Genomic DNA, 20,628 nt, shown 5'->3' with positions numbered 1-20,628 from the left:
GATGTCTTCCATAGAAAATATTAATGAACAGCTTTCTGTAGAACAGCTGGCAAAACAAAAAATTGCAAAATTAAGTGCACGTTTACCAGAGCTTCTGGCACGGCCTCATACTGCGGAACAAGTGCTTGAGTGTGCACAATGCTTTGCCGATCATCTTGCCGATATGGATGATCACCCTCTTTTTGATGCCAAAACACGTGAAGCATTAATTGCTTTCTGTCAGCGTGAAGCGCTACAGGCTAAGCTGGAACGGGAACTGGGAAAAGACGCATTTTCCCTGCGCCGGTTTGATTATAACCAAAACCGCTATGAGTCATGGAAGCCACTGGGGTTGGTCGTTCATATCACACCTTCCAATGCTGCACTGCTTCCTTTTATGGCTGTGCTGGAAAGTTTACTGGTCGGCAATATCAACTGGCTACGTCCGAGCAGCAGTGATAAAGGCTTTAGTGAACAACTTCTGCATGCGTTCCTTGCTCATGACATTTCCGGTGATTTAGCTGATCGCGTCGCTGTTCTGTCGTTACCTGCCACACAGCTGGGAACGTTGTTAAGTCAGGCCGATGCTGTTTCTGCCTGGGGCGGAGACTCTGCATTATCTTCCATTCGTAGCCAGTTGCCAGCCGGCTGCCGCTGGATAGACTGGGGACACCGTATCAGTTTCGCCTGGCTGAACCCTGATGTAGTCAATGATGCTCAACTGGATGCGCTGGCAGATGATATTTGTTGTTATGACCAGCAAGCCTGTTCCAGTCCGCAATGCCTGCTGGTTGATAGTGATGACCCGGCCGTTTTGCAGAATATCGGGCAGCGTATGGCAGCCGCCCTTGAGCGTCGTGCCGGATTGCATCCTGCATTGCAGGCAGATGTACAGGAATCCGCTGAAATTACCACTCAGATGGCATTTCAGCACCTCGATTTCGCCTTTGCTCCGGTAAATGGCAAACTCTGGCAAAACGATGGATGGCGGGTAGTATGGCGACATGAGCAGGAGCTGGCGGCTTCTCCCCTGTTCCGTTCATTACAGTTACGCCCGGCACCCCGTCAGAAATTATGTTCTATTCTGCGCCCGTGGCGTAATCACCTCCAAAGCTGCGCTTTGATTACCCGTCAGGAAGATATCGCAGAAATGAGCCATGCTCTGTTCGCTGCGGGAGTCAGCCGCATAGCCTCTGCCGGTCAGATGCATAATGGCTATAGCGGTGAGCCGCACGATGGCGTTTATGCATTGTCACGCCTTGCCAAGCGGGTTTCTGTCAGTCTGCCTGCTGGTACGCTGGATGGTTGTGCGCATCTGAATACTCCGCCATCGCGTCCATACGGGCTGGATAACCTGCCAGTTATGAATAAGGCCGATTTTCAGGCACTGACTCCAAACGAAAAAGGCCGTTTGTACTTCCGTAGCGGAGGCAGCAGCGGGGCACCAAAACTGGCGGCTTACAGCTATTCCGATTATCACACGCAAATGCAGTCCGCCGCTGACGGGATATTCGCTTGCGGGCTTGAGCCTGCTACAGACCGGGTCATGAACCTGCTGTACGGCGGAAAGCTATATGGCGGCATGATGAGTTTCTTCACGATTCTGGATAAGCTGGATGTCGCTCAATATCCGATGGGCGGCCCCACTGACAGTGATTTCAGCGAAATAGCGGACTTAATCATACAGGAACGCATTAATACGCTGGTCGGTATGCCAAGCACGATACACCGATTATTCCTGAGTGAAGCCGACAAGCTGCGCCAGTATGGCGGAGTTCGTAAACTGTTTTTGGGAGGCGAGCACCTGAATGTGGGTCAGCGTAATTTTCTGAATGAATTCGGCATCACCCTGATACGTTCAGCAACCTACGGCTCAGTAGATGCAGGTCCATTAGGCCACGGATGTACAGCCAGCGAAGATGGCGTTTTCCATTTAATGGCTGATACCCAATGGCTGGAGATCCTTAATATTCATGATGATAACCCCGTAGCAGAAGAGGAAACCGGTCGTCTGATATTTACCTCTCGCCACCGCGAGGCGCAATCCGTCCAGCGCTATGATTTAGGTGATCTCGGGCACTGGATCAATGAACCTTGTTCCTGCGGACTAATTACGCCTCGTTTCCGACTTGTTGGACGTAATGGTGCTTTACTGCGTGTCGGCAGTATTTTTATCAATCTGGCTGAATTGTCAGAACAGCTGGAAGCGCCTGTGCAATGGATAATCGATCATAACGAAGAAGGTATCGGTGGTATCCAGTTATTGATTGAAAATCCTGATGTTGTCACAGTCCGCCAATATTTATTGGATCTGGAGCAGAATTCAAAAATTAAGGAAGTTGTCGACGGTGGAATGTTGAATCTGGATGTTACATTTTGCCCAGTATCAGAATTTCGTCGAAATGCTCATAGCGGAAAGGCCCCATTGTTCATTGACTTACGTAAATTCTGATTAAGTGAAGCGAATATCATGAAAAGCATAGCGTTAATTGATCTGTTCAATCATGTACGTAAGCATTCTGTTTATTATCGGGAGCTCTACAAGTCCGTTCCTGATAACTGGACGCTACAAGATTTACCCTTAGTCGAACCCGGTAATTACTGGGTCGGCTCAGAAAATTTACAAACGTGGCCGGTGCTTACTGCCCCACTGGAAGGGGGGCATGTGTTTAAAACGGGTGGTTCAACCAGTGATGGTCGGCTGTCGGTTTTCAGCCAGCAAGAGTGGAAAGCATTTATCCAGTCTTTTGGCAAAGCTGTTGCCCGTCAACTCCAGCCGGGAGATCGCGTCGCCAATTTGTTTTTTGCGGGCGATCTTTATACCAGTTTACTGTTTATGCATGGTGCACTGTCTAACTCATCATTGCCTATTGTGGAGTTTCCCTTCACCTGTAAAGTCGATGACGACTTGCTGGCTCACAACATTCAGCATCACAATATCAATGTGCTGGCGGGCGTTCCCGTCCAGCTCATCCGCTTTGCTCAATATCTGAAAGAAAACGGACAGACTCTGCCAATGGTAGAAACCATTCTGTTCGGTGGCGAGAGCCTGTTTGAAGGGCAAATCGCAGCAATGCGGCAGGTTTTCCCGCAGGCTCGCTTTGGCTCTGTAGGCTGTGCCAGTGTTGACGGCGGGTTAATCGGCTTTGCTGATCCCGAATGTGGGCCGGGAGAACATCGGGTTTTCAGTGAAGAGACTATTATTGAAATTATTGATGAGGTTACTCATGAACCCATCACGGAACCGGGGCATCGGGGAATGCTGGTGGTTACCAACCTACAACGGCAACTGATGCCGGTACTCCGCTATCCTACCGGCGATCTGGCCTGCTGGTGTGAACCTGATCAGACCCATCGTAAGTTTGCACTTCAGGGGCGTGCCAATCAGGGCTACCGGATCAGAGTGGGTGATCTTTCCTTGTTCCCTGACGACTTAGCAACTCAGTTGTCACCGCAAACCGAACTACTCGCCTGGCAATTGGTACTATCTCAGGAAGAGTCGGAAGACAAAATCAGATTATTGGTGGCCAGCCCTGAACCCGTTAATATCGAGAAAATACGCCATAATATGCTACTGGCATTTCCGGGTCTGAACACTGCACATTTCCGGCAAAATATGCTGGAGATTGTTCAAACCAATATCGATGCAATGTATACCCACCCGCGTTCAGGCAAATTGCAGCGGGTTGTGGATCTGCGTAGTTATAATTGAAGGATAAAATTTATGACTACTTTTCCTTCAGCTATTTTGGATTCTGCTATTCAGATCCGCAGCTACCAATCGGGTGACAGCAAACATATCAGCAAATTATTCCGTGATATTTACGGTGATTCGTATGTTTATCCTGATATCTATCTACCCAAATTGATAGACGATTATCAGACTACAGGAAAATGGTATTCTGCTCTGGCTTTTTCTCAGGAGCGGCTGATTGGCCATGCATCACTTGTGAAGGATGCAGTTCAGCAGGCTCAGGCAGAGCTGGCGCTGGTTGCGGTATACCCAGAATTTCAGGGCAAAGGTATTGCTACCTCTTTGGGGAATTATTTATGCCACTATGCGAAAGAACAGCAATATCGTTTGTTGACGATAAAACAAGTTTGTTCGCATATGAAAAGTCAGTATTTAGCCCAGAATCTGGGCTTTTATTCAACCGCGCTGATGCTGGATTATGTCGATTCTCCCTTCGGGTTACCGGAGCCTGAAAGCATTGTTCAGGGTATTTTGCCACTGGAATCGTTTCCATTGCCTAAACTGAATTGGCCGCAATCCTGGCAGAACTGGGCCAACCAGATAAGCCAATATGTTGGTGAATCATCACCTGATCAACAACAAAAAGGCTGTAACCCTTTTACTTCCGGTGCATATGCGACTTCCCAGATAAAAGGGCGACGTCTGGAAATCACATTGTATGAGGCTGATCCGGACTTCCTATCTGAGATCATAGATTACCCGGCTAATCAGCTAATCTATCTGAAACTTCCGGCTAATGAAGAAGCACTACAGTTCTACCCACAATTGCAAAAAGGCGGATTCCGCTTTGCCGGACTATGCCCTGACCCCCAAGAAGGGTGGTTTTTGCTCTGGCTACGGGGTTACCAACCAACGCTCTATAAGTTTTCCGATATCAGCATACAGCATCTCTACCAAATGGAATTAGGAGAAACGACAGGGCACTCACGACAACCCCGCGTAAGTGAGCTGATTCCGGGTTAAAACAGCTCGTCTAACTGCTCGAAGAATTCACGCTTGGCTGCGTTATCAAAGTCGCCAAGCGTATTAAGAAACTCCGCGGCTATATCCACTGAAATCTCTTCACGCAAGTTACGGTGCACAAATGCGATATCCAGCCAGCGATCAGCCACACCTCCCCGCCCAAGATCAATAAAATACAAATCGTCATGTTCATCAACGAAGATATTGCTGTCACAGAGATCACCGTGGGAAAACGCTCGCTCCTCACTGGGTAAAGTGGCATGCAGATGCTTCAGCAAACTCTGTGGAGTCGTTATCCCCGGCCACTGTTCAAGATCATATTGCTCAGCACACAAACCGTGGTTCAGAAAATACTCAAGCTCATTGAGACGAAACCCCGCGCCAGAATCAAACGGGCAATCAACAATAGGCACAGACTGCATCTGGCGAACCGCTTCGTGAAACAGTTCCAGTACCGGCTGCCGAGCATTGAGCCGTTCGTATAATGGCTTACCGGGAACAGCGCGGGAGATCATAAATTCACTCCCTGGATTTTCTGCCACACAGACAACTTCCGCGACATTCAGGCGATCAGCCAGCCAATCCAGTACTGAGGCTTCCCGCATGACACTGTAAGTCGTATTGGCATAAACAGAAGGAGAGTATTTGAGAAAAAACCGATCATTTCCGCGTATGAAGCTGTAAACACGGCAAGGAGATTCACCAATTTTATCAGGGAGTAAAGCAGAATTGCCGATAAAACAGTCAATAGATGGGGGCAGTTTAGGCAGCATTTATCTTCCTTTTGTCATTCGAATGACCTAAACACAATTTAATTTACAGGCTTGCCATCGAGCTACTCTATGTTCACTTATTTCTGCCATTTTCTTAACTAGATTCGTCAATGTTCTGATCAGAAAGCCGATCAGGATCTAATTTTGGTCAGAAAAACACTTTACAAATGATATTGAGAACGATTATCATTATTAACACTTTCAGTGCACCACCTTCAGGGTCATGTGAAAGTACGACATTGCTCACATTGCTTCCAGTGTTTACTTTATAGCCAGCATCTTGATGTTGGCTTTTTTTTATGCTTAATATCCTCTTTTTATTATTCAAAATTTTTGATCATTAATATTAAATTTCTAATATTTCATATTTAACTCCATCAACTAGACTATGAAAAAATGTTGAGGGATTTTGAAGATGATTTACCTACGTAAGGCTTCAGAACGAGGCCACGCTAATCATGGCTGGCTGGATAGCTGGCACACTTTTTCATTTGCACATTATTATGATGCCAACTTCATGGGCTTCTCTACCCTAAGAGTCATCAATGAGGACCTGATTGATGGTGGTCAAGGATTTGGCATGCATCCTCATCGTGATATGGAAATTCTGACTTATGTTCTGTCCGGTACAGTAGAACATCAGGATAATATGGGAAATCTGGGACAAATATCAGCAGGCGAGTTTCAGATAATGAGCGCAGGTACTGGTATTCGCCACTCAGAATATAATCCACATCATGATAACCCTCTTCACTTATACCAAATCTGGATTATGCCAGCAGAAAATAATCTGACGCCCCGCTATGAACAACGCCGCTTTGAGCCGGAAAAAAACCACCAGCTCATACTTTCACCTGATGCCCGTGATGGTTCATTAAAGATATTTCAAGATATGACGTTATGGCGTCATACATTGAAACGTAGTGAAAGGTACGAATATCATATAGAAAAACCGCGAAAAATCTGGCTTCAAGTGGTTCACGGCGAAATCGATGTCAACGGTGTAAAAGCAGGGATTAGCGACGGTATCGCTATCAGGGATGAATCCGACATTCAGATAACCGCAAATCAACAGAGTGAAATCTTATTGTTTGATCTGCCGCCTAATTGATCACTCTTCCAAAAAGTAAGAAACGTCATAGTGATAAACCCCGCTAGTTTTTCAACGGGGTTTGTTAACAACTTAAAGTGGGATCGTTCTCCCACTTTATTTAATGCAGATAGTCTGAAACTCTTACAACTTCGGCCCAGCTTTTACCAATGCAGCGCCAGCGGCGGTATCGGTATATTTGTCGAAGTTATTAATGAAACGCTCAGCCAGATCTTTGGCTTTAACATCCCACTCCGATTTATCTGCATAAGTATTGCGTGGATCAAGAATACCGCTATCAACGCCCGGCAATGTCGTTGGGACAGTCAGGTCAAAAATCGGCAATTCGACGGTATCTGCATCTTCAATATCGCCACTTAGGATTGCATCAATAATCGCGCGGGTATCTTTGATAGAGATTCGTTTGCCTGTGCCGTTCCAGCCAGTGTTAACCAAATAGGCTTTTGCACCGGATGCCTGCATACGCTTAACCAGCACTTCAGCATACTGTGTCGGATGTAACGACAGGAATGCCGCACCAAAACACGCGGAGAATGTCGGCGTTGGTTCAGTGACACCACGCTCTGTTCCGGCAAGTTTAGCGGTAAAACCAGACAGAAAGTGATACTGAGTCTGTTCTGGCGTCAGGCGGGAAACAGGAGGTAATACACCGAAAGCATCAGCCGTCAGGAAAATAACTTTAGTTGCGTGTCCGGCTTTTGATACCGGCTTAACGATATTTTCAATATGGTAGATAGGATAGGAAACGCGGGTATTTTCTGTTTTAGAACCATCGTTGAAATCAACCGAGCCATCTGCCAGCACGGTGACATTTTCAAGCAGGGCATCACGGCGAATAGCGTGATAAATATCTGGTTCAGCTTCTTTCGACAAGTTGATGGTTTTTGCATAACAACCACCTTCAAAGTTAAATACGCCGTCGTCATCCCAGCCATGTTCATCATCACCGATCAGTTTACGTTTCGGATCAGTGGAAAGCGTGGTTTTACCTGTACCGGAAAGACCAAAGAAAACAGCAACATCGCCCTGCTCACCCACGTTAGCGGAACAGTGCATGGAAGCAATACCTTTCAGTGGCAGCAGGTAGTTCATCATTGAGAACATGCCCTTTTTCATCTCACCGCCATACCAAGTACCACCGATCAATTGCATTCTTTCTGTCAGGTTAAAAGCAACAAAGTTTTCAGAGTTCAGGCCCTGCTCTTTCCATTGTGGATTCGTGCACTTAGCACCGTTCATCACAATGAAGTCCGGCGTGAAATCGATCAGCTCTTCATCCGAAGGGCGAATAAACATGTTTTTGACAAAATGAGCCTGCCACGCCACTTCTGTGATGAAACGCACTTTCAGGCGAGTATCCGCATTCGCACCACAGAACGCATCGACCACAAACAAACGTTTGCCTGAAAGCTGCTGAGTAACTAACCCCTTAAGATGAGACCAGGTTTCCTGACTGAGAGGTTTATTATCGTTCTTACCTTTTCCCTGATCTGCCCACCACACTGTATCGCGAGTCACTTCATCACGTACAATGTATTTATCTTTAGGAGAACGCCCTGTAAAAATCCCAGTATCTACTGCGACAGCGCCAAGGTTGGTCAATGTTCCTTTCTCATATCCCTGTAAAGAGGATTTAGTTTCTTCAGAAAATAACAATTCATAGCTTGGGTTATAGATAACTTCGCTGATATCACGAATACCATAAACCGCAAGCTCCTGCGCAGTAACGCCTGTAACGCTCATTTATTGCTCCTGATCAGTTAGATTTAATCTCTGTCTCAGCCGGAAATAATAAATAATTATGACTAATTAACCGCGATTGTTATCAAAAAATTGAAAACTTATTATTTTTTTTAGTGTTATATGAGACACAGAACACGAAACAAAAAATTTTTAATAATAAAAAGGGCGTATAAATACGCCCTCCAAAATCAATACATAAATACAATCAATATAATTATTATTGCTTCACTTCTTTTATTTTATTAATCGCTTTTTCATCGAAAATATAATGCATTCCACAAAACTCACATTCCATGTCAATTTTGCCATCTTTATGGAGAATATCTTGCAGATCCGCTTCTGGTAAAGTTGCCAGAGTATCGGCACAGCGTTGATGAGAACAACCACAACGGAATTCAACCTGCTGAGGTTCATACAGGGTGACATCTTCTTCATGGTAAAGACGATACAGAATTTCTTTGATATCCAGTGTAAACAGTTCTTCACCTTTGATGGTTGTCGTGAGCTGAACCAGATGGTCAAGCATATCAACATCACCGGTTTGCGCGCTCGGCAAGCTCTGCAATAACATACCACCCGCCGCCATTTTGCCATCCTGTACACCTGTGCGGATGAACAAGCTGGTTGGTAACTGTTCTGACTGCCTGAAGTAAGCATCCAGACATTCCGCCAGTGTCTCTCCTTCCAGTGCTACAACACCCTGATAGCGCTCACCTTCTGTTGGCGTAACTGTAATGACCATATAACCATTACCAACCATATCACGCAGGCTGCTTTCAGCACTGATATCACCATCAATACGGGCAGTACCACGCATTTGTTGCTGGTTATTACCATTGATAACCGCCAGCTTAACTGGCCCGTCGCCCTGAATTTGTACGGTAATATCTCCGTTGAATTTCAGGGTCGCGGTCAACAGGCTGGTTGCGACCAACAATTCACCCAGTAACTGCTGTACAGGTTGAGGAAAATCGTGATTTTCCAACATCCGCTGGTAAGTCTCACTGACAGTAACAAGTTCACCCCTGACAGAATGACTTTCAAATAAAAAGCGGTGTAATTGGTCATGCTTGATCATAAATCTCTCTCATTTCACTGAGGCGGTTATTCCCTTTATCTTTCAAGCCGCCGCTTTGCTGGCAACGCGAAGCAACTCGAATTTAGTTAGGAATGTCCCGACTCATTTAATTTTGTATTCTTGAACTTAATCAGTGTACGCCGCTCTTTCTTATCCGGGCGACGATCAGGATGTGGCATCGTTAGTGCATTCATTTTACGGGCTAACGCCATTTTTTCCCGTTTAATAATGCTTTCTTCCGTTTCCTGATAAAGCTGCTGGGCTTCTGTAGCACCACGCCTTTGGCTGCTGAGGGCCAGAACGGTGACTGTTCTCTCATCACTACCCTGACGCAGTTTAATGACAGCATTCAACTCAACCAGTTTACTCGGCTTTCCACGCTGACCATTATAATGGACTTTTCCTCCATCAATCATGTCACGCGCAGTGGAACGGGTTTTGTAAAAACGGGCTGCCCACAGCCACTTATCAAGGCGAACAGCTTGATCGTTGTCTGAATTAGGCATGATTGTTCTCTCTGATTGTTCTGTTTCAATATTAACGGGTAATGTGTAATAACAATACCTGATCGGAGATGACAAAAAACAGGTTCAGGGTAGCATAGCCCACCGAGTTATCGCTAACTCATTGGTGGTTGTTTCACATTGAAGCAACTATCGTAGTGCTGTTTTATCCGCAGCAAACGCTGTCTGTTTTTTTGTTTTTTCTGGATAACCAGTATCCCATTGACTATCAGCGTCGCCATAATTACCGCCAGAAAAAGGCAGCTACCCAGATAACGAATCAGTGTTATAGAATCAGGCTCACTGTGCAGCGTTATATGGCGGGTGCCATTTGCATCTTCCGATAACGCCGTGACGATGCCTTTCGTTTCAAATGGCACATGCGTCAACATTCCCGCCTGCCGTAATAATTCATGCCATTGCTGCAATGCATTGGAATCATAAGTAACAAACGATGAAATAGGATATTCAACTAATGGACGATTTTCATCACTAATCAATAAAACGCCCCCCGGTGGAGGACTGTTCAGGAGAATACTGTATCTATCCGTTTCCTGCTGGACAAATGAAGCTGCAGTGGAATCAACTAACTTTCCTAATGCATCCGCACTGACAGAACGTAGCAGAACCTTAGTTCCATTCAGTTTCCCTTTTTCAGCCTGACTTAGGAGATTATCCCAACTTTTAGCATTACTTAAATTGACGAGTGCATTTTTCAGCCGGTTACAATCGCCTTCCTTGAAGCAAAGCGCATTCGTCTTCAAAATAATCTGAGGAAAATTGTCGAGCAATATCATTCCCGATTTAGTAATCACTTCATTCAGGCCGGGATTATATTTCCGGGCATGCTCCATAGGACGCAATTGTTCATTCACTGTTGTCAGTAACGCCGAAGCTTTATTAATAATCTCCGATTCGGGAATAGGTAATGAGCTGCCATTGTTCCAATAGATACCAAGGCAATCAAACGGTAAAAAAGAAAAATCATCCGGGGAAGAAAGTGTCCCTGATTTTGGTGGCATGTAACACATTCCCGTACCTTTAACCCTCAGTACATCCCCTTCCCGCAGTGGTATATTCGATAACTCACCGGCATCAGTAATGACTGTGGTGTTATTGCCATGCAGCCACGCGAAACTTAATCGCATCGATAGGCTAACCGGCTGATAAAAATACAGTATAAGCATGGCTAAGATAGAAAACACCACCAGCATCTGATTCTTCTGGTAACGTTGATAAGGGTAAAGCCTTTCCTCCTCATTCAATGAAAGATGCTGCCCCTGACGGACAACATGGCCATTGGAGTACATTTCTACATCAGTATTTTTATCAAGTTCATGCGTAACATACGGCTCCCAATGAACAGGATAAATGAGATCAACGCCTCCCAGAGAGATGTTCTTTTTGTTTTCCGGCTCAAATTCACTGAATACCCCCCAGCGTTTCAATATTCCGCTGAAACAGCTTATATTCAAATAATTACGTGCAGAGGGTAACCTGAAAAACGGCCAGAAACTGGCAAGAATAAACAGCACAGAAACCAGCATCAGCCACGGCAATAGTGGAGAAGGAACAAAAAGCGCCAGAAACCACAACGATAAGCCAACACACATCAGCACACCTTCCTGAATACCTGTTGAGTGACGCAGGCGATACTCTTCCGGGGTTTCTTTACGCAGGTACAGCAGGTTAGCATTCGAATTACCGTTTTTCTGAATTGAAGCGTGCTCTGCTTTTTTGATACTCGGTGTAACCAGCAGGTCTTGCTGATAGTCTGTCAGACTGTGACCATTTACCGCAATGACCAGCGGCATTGAAGAAGTTTCAACAATATCGATTGTATTGCGCTGATTAACGAAAGGTTCAAGCAAGGCTGGAAAATAGATTTCTGTTTCATCGAGATAGTAACGCCAGTGCTGCGTTTCCCCGGAAACAGCAGAAAAACGGGTGATAGTATGGCTGATGGTATAAACGTTATTATCCCTGATGGGAAATACCGGGTAGCCGGATACGTAGCTTCTGTCTAATTTCGTCTGGGGTAAGATATTTTTCAAATAAGATTCAATAACCTGAAATTCGACTGCACTCAACTTACGACTGACTGTGTTAGTCTTCAATGACATATAACGCGCGTTATCAGACCGCCTCCATCTGAAAGTCAGAAAGGAAGCCATTATAGTCAGGCTAATAATAAAAATAGCCAATATAATGACCAGTGAGCTCATTTGTTCTCCACGCCCATGACAGCAGGTAAGAAACTGACAAAATAACAATCGAAAGAAACCCGCAGAATCAGGTTATTCCTATTCTCGACTTCTATTTTTAATTTTATTTACAACATGTTATATAAATTTTCTCACACCAATTCACAAAAAACAGCATTTTATGCAAAGTAAGACCATAACAAAAATACATACAAGCGATAATCGCTATCATTTACTAACATAATCAGCCATATTAAAGCAAAGTTTAAATACGCAACAACCATCAGGGGCAAGCATGATTGAACTGAAAAAGCCTAAAATATTGAATATAAATAATATTGCCCATTCTCGTTTATTCAACATCCAGTCCGTCGATCTTGAATTCAGTAATGGTGCCAGACGTATTTATGAACGAATGAAACCTGCCAATCATGAAGCGGTTCTCATTATTCCGGTAATTGGTGATGACTTACTTCTGATACGTGAGTACGCCGTCGGTATTGAACAATATGAATTAGGTTTTCCTAAAGGCGCGATTGATGCAGGGGAGAGTATTCTTGAAGCGGCTAATCGTGAATTAAAGGAAGAGGTGGGATTAGGTGCCAGAAAACTGGAGTTGTTGAAAAAATTGACGATGGCGCCTTCTTATTTTTCCAGCAAAATGAATATCGTGATTGCACAGGATTTATACCCCGAAGATCTGGAAGGAGATGAACCGGAACCACTGGTACAGATCCGCTGGCCGATAGCAGACATGATGTCACTACTGGAACATCCCGATTTCAACGAAGCCAGAAATGTCAGCGCTTTATTTTTTGCACAACGATACCTGAATGAAGCATGTTAAGACTACATTTACAGCAGCGCTGATGGCTTATCTGAATAATTGAAATTAATAATATAACTTTATGAAAAAGGGGTATTGGAGACAACCATCTTTAATACCTATTTTTTCACTATACTGAGCATACACAAAAGAATTCACTTTATTAAAGATAACAAATAAACATATTTATTATTATTTAAAAATTAATACCCGCCAATCGCGATATTCCTCTGACAATCCCTTTATGATTCATTTAATAAACTCAACTTTAAAAATCCCATTGAAATAAAATAACTTTTTAATAAACGATCAGATCCGAAATATATTTTAGGCTGGATAGCTCACAATAACAGGCCATAGTGTAACCGTTTCAATAGCGCCAGAAACATAACTTAATGTTATGAGAAAGGTGTTACGAAGAATAGAAGTGCTGTTTTCTTTTAATCGAATTTCTATTTCAAAGGTAATCATGTATGGCAAATAATATAAATTCACAGATTAGTTATAAGACACTCTTTAACGATAATCAGGATCTTTATTGTTTTCCGGGTTTACCCGAAGCCAATGACGGGCCGTTAGCCTATCTGGTTGAGCTGTACCAACAGATTCAGATGTTTGAAAAAGATGCAGACAAAGAAAGTGCCCGTTTTCTCAGCCAGCGGCGGGCTGATATCGAAAAATTATTGCTCGATAGCACTAACCTCAATCAGACCAGTAGCCTGTTACCACTCGTCATTGAAGCTCTGGCTGAAAAAGTCAAAACTCATATCAATAATAACCAGCCTTTGACCCATTCTCTGGCTGATATTCATTACCCGCTTTCGTTGCCATTCCACTTTCCGCTCAAGCAAACGACAACCGTATTAGCAAAAAAAGAGATCCCATTACTGGATTTGATCCAACGGGCAGACAGCAAGTATCCCAATTTTATCGATGACAATCTGAGTGCTGACTCGCTGCAAACAGCAATGATGATAAGCAGCACACTGGCACCGAAACTTCAGGCGCTATTACTGGAAACATCGCAAAGCAGCCAAAAAGATTTCTTCGAAAAATATTACGGTATCAAAGGAGATACAGCCAAAGCCGCAGGATCTCTGGAGCGTCTCACCAGATTCACTCAACAAACCGGCCTGACGTCTCAGGAAGCAGAATCATTGTTTGCGGTTAACGGAATCGCCGAAGAAACCAAGACTCACAGTATCGTCACCTACTCCGGTAACGTCACGAAACCGGATAATGCGGATAAACAATTTCCCTCCGGGGCCAACTATGCCGCTTCCTATATCAACGCAGGTAAAGCCCCCGCTCTCTATCTGGAAAAAACAAAAGATAAAGACACGGCAAAAGATGTTATCCGGATTAAAGAAGCCAGTAACGATAACTTTGACCGTATCCAGCGTTTTCTTCATATCCAGAAAGCATTAAAACTCAGCTATGAAGATCTAGATCTATTATTGGCAACAGCCAGTAAAGCAGAAAAACAGACTGAGTTTTTAATAACAGAAGCAACTCTGCGCACGTTGGGAGTATTTCTGCATTTTCAGCAGGAATATAACGTCACCGCTGAGCAATTTGCCGCTTTTATCGGCCAAGTAACCCCCTACTCTCTTGAGAACAAACTCTCTTTCTTTGATCAGCTTTTCAATGCGCCGGGATTGTCACAACAGGCATCTTCTTCATTTGTGCTGGTTCTGGATGATAAAGAATTTGATCCCGCCGCGACCGAAGGCATCGATGCACTGACTATCAACCAGTTATGCCGGGGGTTGAATATTGATGATGCAACCTGCCAGATATTACTTTCTTTCGTTATGCAGGCACAGAACCTGAACAAGCCCAAACGTTCGCTGGATGTGGTTTCCGCCCTGTATCGTCTGGTTGCCATACCCCGCATATTGCGCATGTCAGTGAAAGAAAGTCTGGGGCTATTGTTGCTATTGAACCGCGATAATCCGAACTATCTGCAACAACTGGCAGGTATTCCGATATTAGCTAAGGACGCTAAAGCCATTGATATTCTCGATGTACTTATCGCTGTCATGAATGCCACGCAATGGATTAAGCAGCATAATCTATCTCCCTTGTCCCTTAACCTATTACTGATGCCTTATCAGTCCGGCAGCAATACCTCTGCTGATATTGAAAATATTGATTGGATTAAAAAAATCAGATCCGTTATTCCCAGTGCAAGTGATGCCATGCTGAGCGAAGATAAAATCGCTTCTGCCATGCAGGGCTTTCAGGCAAAAAACACATCCGTCATTTGGATGACTGCGCTCGCCAAACTGGTGGATACACAATTCGGTATTATTCTGGACAGTGTAATTTCAACTAGCGGCGAGAGCGAAAAAGCCCTGTTCAATGAAGTGAATAAAATACTCAAAGATCTGGCTCAGGAAGCCGCATGGAAACAACAGGGGGATATCTGGACGCAAAATCTGGTAACGTTACTGACCAATGCGTTTGTTGCTCAGCAAGATCTCATTATTAACGCCGTTAACCATGTATTTGGCATTGATAATACGCTTTCCCTACCGCTATTACGCTGGACAAACAACAAACAAGCTGATTTTCTGCGTAATACCATAGCACTGTCCCGCAATTTAGGTGATCAACAACGCAAAGATAAAGCTGTTGCTGCATGGTACGATCTCAGCCGTTACGCCGCGATTTGCAATATATTCAAACTGACAGAAAAAAGCATAGAAACCCTGATTGACCATCCGGATTGGTTCAAACTGCAAAAAGATGGCAAACTCCGCGCCCTTGATCTGACCTTCCTCCATCGCCTGAGCCGCTATAGTGATTGGCTTAGTTTATTACCTGAGAATAAAACAGAAGACGATGTTATTTATTATCTGCGTCAGGCCAACCAAATCGGTCAGAACCCACCTGCTACAAACGTCTGGACCGCAGAACAGGCAGCCGCCAATCTGGCTGAATTGATAGGCTGGTCAGATAAAGAAATCCTTCGCGTAACACAATACTTTGCCCCGAAAGTGGCACAAAACATTGTCGGCATCAGTAACGTGATGCGGCTAAAAGCACTAGCAGAGAAAAGCGAAATGTCAGTTCAGCCATTATTAGATGTGGCTAAACTGAGCACCACATCCAGTTATGATCACTGGCATCAGGTCAGTAGTGCTTTATTTGCCGCTATTAATCCCAAAGATCAATCCCAACCGGAAGGTTTACTCAATGAACTCTGGCGTGATGCACTGGTAGATTACCTTTTACGACGCTGGGCACCTTCTGATGATTCATTGTCAGATATCGTCACCATTGAAGACCTTTCAAACTATTTTCTGACTGATATACAGGTTGCCGCAGAAGTTGATACCAGCCGGGTAGCTTTCGCTATCGCCAGTCTGCAACGCTATTTATTCCGTCTCTTTTCCTGTATGGAAATAGGCTATGGTGTGCAAACTATTTCAGATGAACGTGTTGAAAACTGGAATCGGTATCTGAGCCAATATAGTCACTGGCAAGTTTTACAGAGACAAAACAACTTCCCGGAAAACTTTATTGACCCAGCCCGTAGGCTACGTAAAACCCGCGCATTTACCGATTTGGAAAATGATTTAGGCCAGTCTCGTTTAAATAACGACATGATTCAAACCGCTATCCTACGTTACCTGACAGAATTTGAACGAATCAGTAACTTACAATTAATTAGTGGTTATATCAACGGCACAGATCCAGCGAGTGATAGCTATCATTTTATTGGCAAAAATAATGCTGAACCAGTGGAATATTACTGGCGATCTCTTGATATCAGCCTACGTGACAGCAATAACGTTATCAGCCCACTAGCCTGGCGTGAATGGGAAAAAATCACTCTTTCGCTATCAGGAACCTTACTGGCAATCCGGCCAATTGTTATTTCTGGTCGTCAATATGCCATCTGGGTTGAACGTGAAGCCACACCATTGATGGGAGTTGATCAAAAACCAACGGATTACCGTGCCATCAATGTGAAATTTACCTTCAAGCAAAGCAACGGTGAATGGAGCGCACCGAATATGTTATTCCGGCTGGATGGTACAGACGCTAATGGTGAATATCCGACTAAAGACGGTAAGCGAATTCTTGATAAGGATAATCCTTACCTGAAAGATGAAAAATACAAACCAGCATTGATTGCAATGGTAGATGTACAGCGTGAAGATGATCCGTGGATGGGAGTCTTGTTATATGATTCAACAAAAACAGATACCAGCATTTGGAAGAAAAATACAGATTACTACCTTGAATTACGTGATTTACTACTGGTAGATAAAAAAACTCTCAATAAGAATGATGAAATAAATCTCGTTACTTCTTGGTATAAGATCTTCAATAATCCCGACACATTACAGCATCATTATGCGGGTACACAGAAATTTATCACATTAAAACCTGACGAACATAACCGCTATACTAATTTAGTATTAAAAGCCAAACTTAACGAAGATGGAACGAAAATCATTCTGAATGGATTTAATACTTTGATTAAACGCAACCCCAAAAATTTGGGTACAATGGGAGAATGGAAAATAGATAACATATCATCATTTCCATCTGAAGAAATTAACACGGAAATTCATAATGATGATATTCACATTAAAATTAATATTCCAGCAAGTGACACTAGTATAAAAACATTTAATTTTGAATGGTTGGGAGAAAAAGAACCAGAGAAAACATGCTCTATTCTATATAATCAAACTGAATTATTTTTCCTTTTACCTAATGAATCGAAAAACAAAAAACTAACAAAAACCTTTGATTTTAATTGGATAAACCAATCAGCATATCAAAAAAGCACTCAATGGAATGTGTATATTAGCAAAAAAATATCTATTGCAAGTGAAGAAAAAATCCCCTTGGATCAAATAATATTTTCAATCGAAGATGGTTGGGAAAACACAGAGACGGAATTAGCTCTGAAGATTAACAAACCTTATCACAAAGAGCTAACTAAGAAAAAAACCAAACTAAATGGTAAAGCATCTACGGGTGAAATTATCGTTGATCTTATTTCAGAAGAGGAAAAATATAATTTCACACTCTCTTCCACGCTAGAGGTAGAAGTTGTTCACGCCAATGTGTTTGTTAATAAGAACTTAATAGAAACCTCAAATGAATATCAATTCACTGTAAAAGATATCGATAAAGTACCCTCAATTACACTACGCCGGACTGACAAACAGGCTCAATATTTAGATATTCAGAGTCTGAACTTTAGTTTTAATGCTATCCGTTTAAATACTCTCTTTGGTAAACAACTGGTTGCAAGAGCCACCCAATCTATCGATCGAGTTCTGGCATGGGATACTCAATCTTTATCTGAACCTGAACTGGATGATACACATCCTCCAGTAAAAGTTGACTTTCACGGAGCCAACGGACTCTATTTCTGGGAGTTATTTTTTCATATGCCTTTTTTGGTCTCATCGCGGCTTAGTGAAGAACAGCGCTTCTATGATGCCCGTTATTGGTTGCTCAAATATCTATTTAATCCTTATGGGACTATCAGAATGTGGAATTCTCGTCCCATAATAGAACCCGGCAGTAATTTACCTCAAATAAGAAACTATGATCCTGATACGATTGCTTATAGCCTGCCTATTTATTACCAGAAAGCATTATTTCACTTTCTAATCAGGCTCTGGATACAAGAAGGGGATAACCTGTATCGGCAGTTGACAAGAGATAGCCTCAACGAAGCAGGATTATGTTATCAACAAGCACTATTACTACTTGGCACATTACCGGAAGGTCTGGATGCAACTCACTGGCATCCGATGACTCTTGAAGAGATTAAAACTTCCTTTAAACCCCAAATATCACTCGTTAATAGCTTATTTAAATCACCCTTTAATAACCAATTAATTAACGCTCAAAAAACACTGGAAAATAGACTCCACAACCTGCGTCATGGCTTGACTCTGGATGGAAAAATACAGCCTTTACCTCTTTATTCCAGTATTGCAGATTCGAATAGTCTAGCACTAAGAAACTCAGCGTATGCCAACAATTTACCAAGCAATCTACAGCAACAAGTCCCGCCATATCGCTTCCCCATTATGCTAAGACGTGCCAGTGAAGCCGTGAAGCAACTCACTGAAATGGGACACCGATTATTTCAGGCGATTGAAAGCAAAATTAATATAGAGCAAAAAGTGCTGGAACAATCACACGTTCTCAGATTATCTGCTTTTGCCATTGAACTACAACAGGAAGCCGTTCAGATTGCCAAACTGGGTAAAGCGACTCTGGAAGAGAGTAAAAAGATGGCGCAAGAAAGGCATGAACATTACCACAATCTATATGAAGAAAATCTTTCTGCTCTGGAAACATCCGCGCTGGCAATAAAAACATCAGCAGAAGCAGTCAAAGCAGCAGCATCTCCTTTTTATGCCGCTGGTGCCGCACTGGAAGTTGTTCCTAATATTTTTGGTCTGGCTGTTGGTGGAGGAAAATACGCCGCTCCGATTAAAAATGCAGCCATCATTTCTGAATTGATTTCCAGTGTATTAGCTCTTACGGCTGACAGGCTTCAGGACAGCGCAGACTACGAACGTCGCCGTCAAGAATGGGAAATTGAATATAAACAGGCTCAAAGTGAAATCAATATCATCGAGAGTCAGTTACAAGAACAGGAATTACTCATCAAAAGTGCTAATACAGCTCTGCGGGAAGCTCAGGCTCAACAATCCGCAGCCCGTGAGCTATATGAATTTATGACCAGCGGATTTTTGATCGTTCCCACCTACCAATGGCTGATGGGGCGTCTGGCTGCCCTGTATGCTCCGGCTTATGACGCAGTTCTCTCCATGTGTCTGATGGCAGAAAGTAGCTGGCGCTATGAAGTCGGAGATTACAAGCGCCAAGGCTTTATCAAGACCTCTGCATGGAACGACTCTTATCGTGGGCTACTGGCCGGGGAATCATTACAGCTGGATCTGCTGCAAATGGAAAACGCATGGCTACAGCGCAATGAGCGCCGTCTGAATATTAAGAAAACGGTCTCCCTCAGTTCATTACTGACGAGCGGCGGATTAAGAAAACAGATCGATAATAAACAATCCATCAGCTTTACCCTGAATTCAAAACTGTTTGATGACAATTATCCCGGCCATTATCTGCGTCAGATTAAACGGATTTCCGTTTCAATCTCTCTGGATACTCTGAATCTTGGCTCTGTCCTGTCATCAGAGATTAGTGCGATCCTGACCCAAACCAGTAGTTCTACCTTAACCCATCCGGATATGGACGGAGTTAATTGGCTCTATGACCCAAACAGGAAAGCAGGTAACAGCAAAAATGTGGTTAATAATCTGCGCGCTCAACAGCAAATCGCTCTTTCTTCTTTGAGTGAGGATGATGGCAGTGTGGCGAAAGAAAATTGGCTATATACCCTGATGTTTGATGATGACCGTTATCTGCCGTTCGAAGGTACAGGCGCTATTTCCACCTGGACACTGGAGTTCCCTGATCAGGATGTAATCGATAACATATTTTATTATCCGGGGCTCGTACCTGTGTGGCGGTTAAAAGATATCAATATTCATATTCACTACACCGCTGTGGATGGCGGTAAACCATTCGCAAAAGCTGTGAAAGATAAAATGAATAAATAGCCGTTATGCTATAAAAATTAATAAATAACCTATAACAAAAGGCTCCGTCAGGAAACTGACAGAGCC

At 43.5% G+C, this 20,628-nt stretch carries 11 protein-coding genes; 6 read left to right on the top strand and 5 right to left on the bottom strand.

All coding sequences use genetic code 11. From position 1 onward, the window contains the following. The first annotated feature begins 1 nt into the window (after window position 1). From AACX38_RS04615 to AACX38_RS04605, 3 genes are read left to right on the top strand one after another with little or no spacing between them, the layout of a single operon-like run. Entirely contained in the window at window positions 2-2,431 is a 2,430-nt protein-coding gene (locus AACX38_RS04615; protein ID WP_228863636.1) for an acyl-CoA reductase, read from the top strand. A gap of 18 nt (window positions 2,432-2,449) precedes the next feature. After that, window positions 2,450-3,691 (top strand): phenylacetate--CoA ligase family protein, encoded by a 1,242-nt coding sequence (locus AACX38_RS04610; protein WP_228863635.1) that lies wholly within the window; start codon window positions 2,450-2,452, stop codon window positions 3,689-3,691. 12 nt (window positions 3,692-3,703) lie between these two features. Beyond that, window positions 3,704-4,696, top strand: a complete 993-nt coding sequence (locus AACX38_RS04605; protein ID WP_228863634.1) for a GNAT family N-acetyltransferase — start codon at window positions 3,704-3,706, stop codon at window positions 4,694-4,696. Here the strand turns inward: AACX38_RS04605 and AACX38_RS04600 are convergent. Further along, the gene (locus tag AACX38_RS04600) at window positions 4,693-5,469 is read right to left on the bottom strand and encodes an APH(3') family aminoglycoside O-phosphotransferase (RefSeq protein WP_228863633.1); all 777 of its coding nucleotides are present in this window, start codon (window positions 5,467-5,469) and stop codon (window positions 4,693-4,695) included. The genes AACX38_RS04605 and AACX38_RS04600 overlap by 4 nt on opposite strands. 415 nt (window positions 5,470-5,884) lie before the next feature. Between AACX38_RS04600 and AACX38_RS04595 the strand changes: the two genes are divergently transcribed. Next, window positions 5,885-6,580, top strand: a complete 696-nt coding sequence (locus AACX38_RS04595; protein WP_228863632.1) for a pirin family protein — start codon at window positions 5,885-5,887, stop codon at window positions 6,578-6,580. A 123-nt stretch (window positions 6,581-6,703) separates the two neighbouring features. Here AACX38_RS04595 and pckA read toward each other — a convergent pair whose 3' ends face one another. The 4 genes from pckA to AACX38_RS04575 form a co-directional block, all read right to left on the bottom strand. Beyond that, on the bottom strand, window positions 6,704-8,323 hold the full coding sequence (gene pckA, locus AACX38_RS04590; RefSeq protein WP_228863631.1) for a phosphoenolpyruvate carboxykinase (ATP): 1,620 nt from the start codon (window positions 8,321-8,323) through the stop codon (window positions 6,704-6,706). Window positions 8,324-8,540: 217 nt separating this feature from the next. Continuing rightward, a complete protein-coding gene (gene hslO / locus AACX38_RS04585) occupies window positions 8,541-9,401 on the bottom strand; it encodes an Hsp33 family molecular chaperone HslO (RefSeq protein ID WP_228863630.1) in 861 nt (286 codons plus the stop codon). Window positions 9,402-9,487: 86 nt separating this feature from the next. Then, entirely contained in the window at window positions 9,488-9,907 is a 420-nt protein-coding gene (gene hslR, locus AACX38_RS04580; RefSeq protein ID WP_099111038.1) for a ribosome-associated heat shock protein Hsp15, read from the bottom strand. Between the two features lie 113 nt (window positions 9,908-10,020). Continuing rightward, window positions 10,021-12,129 (bottom strand): IgaA/UmoB family intracellular growth attenuator, encoded by a 2,109-nt coding sequence (locus AACX38_RS04575; protein WP_255712011.1) that lies wholly within the window; start codon window positions 12,127-12,129, stop codon window positions 10,021-10,023. Window positions 12,130-12,403: 274 nt separating this feature from the next. Here AACX38_RS04575 and nudE point away from each other — a divergent pair, with 274 nt between their 5' ends. Both nudE and AACX38_RS04565 read left to right on the top strand, forming a co-directional pair. After that, on the top strand, window positions 12,404-12,955 hold the full coding sequence (gene nudE / locus AACX38_RS04570) for an ADP compounds hydrolase NudE (protein ID WP_228863629.1): 552 nt from the start codon (window positions 12,404-12,406) through the stop codon (window positions 12,953-12,955). Between the two features lie 452 nt (window positions 12,956-13,407). Then, window positions 13,408-20,562, top strand: coding sequence for a Tc toxin subunit A-related protein (locus tag AACX38_RS04565; RefSeq protein ID WP_228863628.1), 7,155 nt, complete (start codon window positions 13,408-13,410; stop codon window positions 20,560-20,562). Window positions 20,563-20,628: the final 66 nt, after the last annotated feature.

Origin of the sequence: Xenorhabdus sp. PB30.3 (assembly GCF_963895965.1) — a bacterium.
GTDB lineage: Bacteria > Pseudomonadota > Gammaproteobacteria > Enterobacterales > Enterobacteriaceae > Xenorhabdus > Xenorhabdus stockiae.
The sequence above is the reverse complement of the archived record's forward strand: the minus strand, read 5'-3'. Positions and strand labels throughout refer to the sequence as shown.

Bases quoted from the DNA above. Each gene is read 5' to 3' on its own strand.
- AACX38_RS04615 (WP_228863636.1), top strand. From the start codon at position 2: ATGTCTTCCATAGAAAATATTAATGAACAGCTTTCTGTAGAACAGCTG.
- AACX38_RS04610 (WP_228863635.1), top strand. From the start codon at position 2,450: ATGAAAAGCATAGCGTTAATTGATCTGTTCAATCATGTACGTAAGCAT.
- AACX38_RS04605 (WP_228863634.1), top strand. From the start codon at position 3,704: ATGACTACTTTTCCTTCAGCTATTTTGGATTCTGCTATTCAGATCCGC.
- AACX38_RS04600 (WP_228863633.1), bottom strand. From the start codon at position 5,469: ATGCTGCCTAAACTGCCCCCATCTATTGACTGTTTTATCGGCAATTCT.
- AACX38_RS04595 (WP_228863632.1), top strand. From the start codon at position 5,885: ATGATTTACCTACGTAAGGCTTCAGAACGAGGCCACGCTAATCATGGC.
- pckA (WP_228863631.1), bottom strand. From the start codon at position 8,323: ATGAGCGTTACAGGCGTTACTGCGCAGGAGCTTGCGGTTTATGGTATT.
- hslO (WP_228863630.1), bottom strand. From the start codon at position 9,401: ATGATCAAGCATGACCAATTACACCGCTTTTTATTTGAAAGTCATTCT.
- hslR (WP_099111038.1), bottom strand. From the start codon at position 9,907: ATGCCTAATTCAGACAACGATCAAGCTGTTCGCCTTGATAAGTGGCTG.
- AACX38_RS04575 (WP_255712011.1), bottom strand. From the start codon at position 12,129: ATGAGCTCACTGGTCATTATATTGGCTATTTTTATTATTAGCCTGACT.
- nudE (WP_228863629.1), top strand. From the start codon at position 12,404: ATGATTGAACTGAAAAAGCCTAAAATATTGAATATAAATAATATTGCC.
- AACX38_RS04565 (WP_228863628.1), top strand. From the start codon at position 13,408: ATGGCAAATAATATAAATTCACAGATTAGTTATAAGACACTCTTTAAC.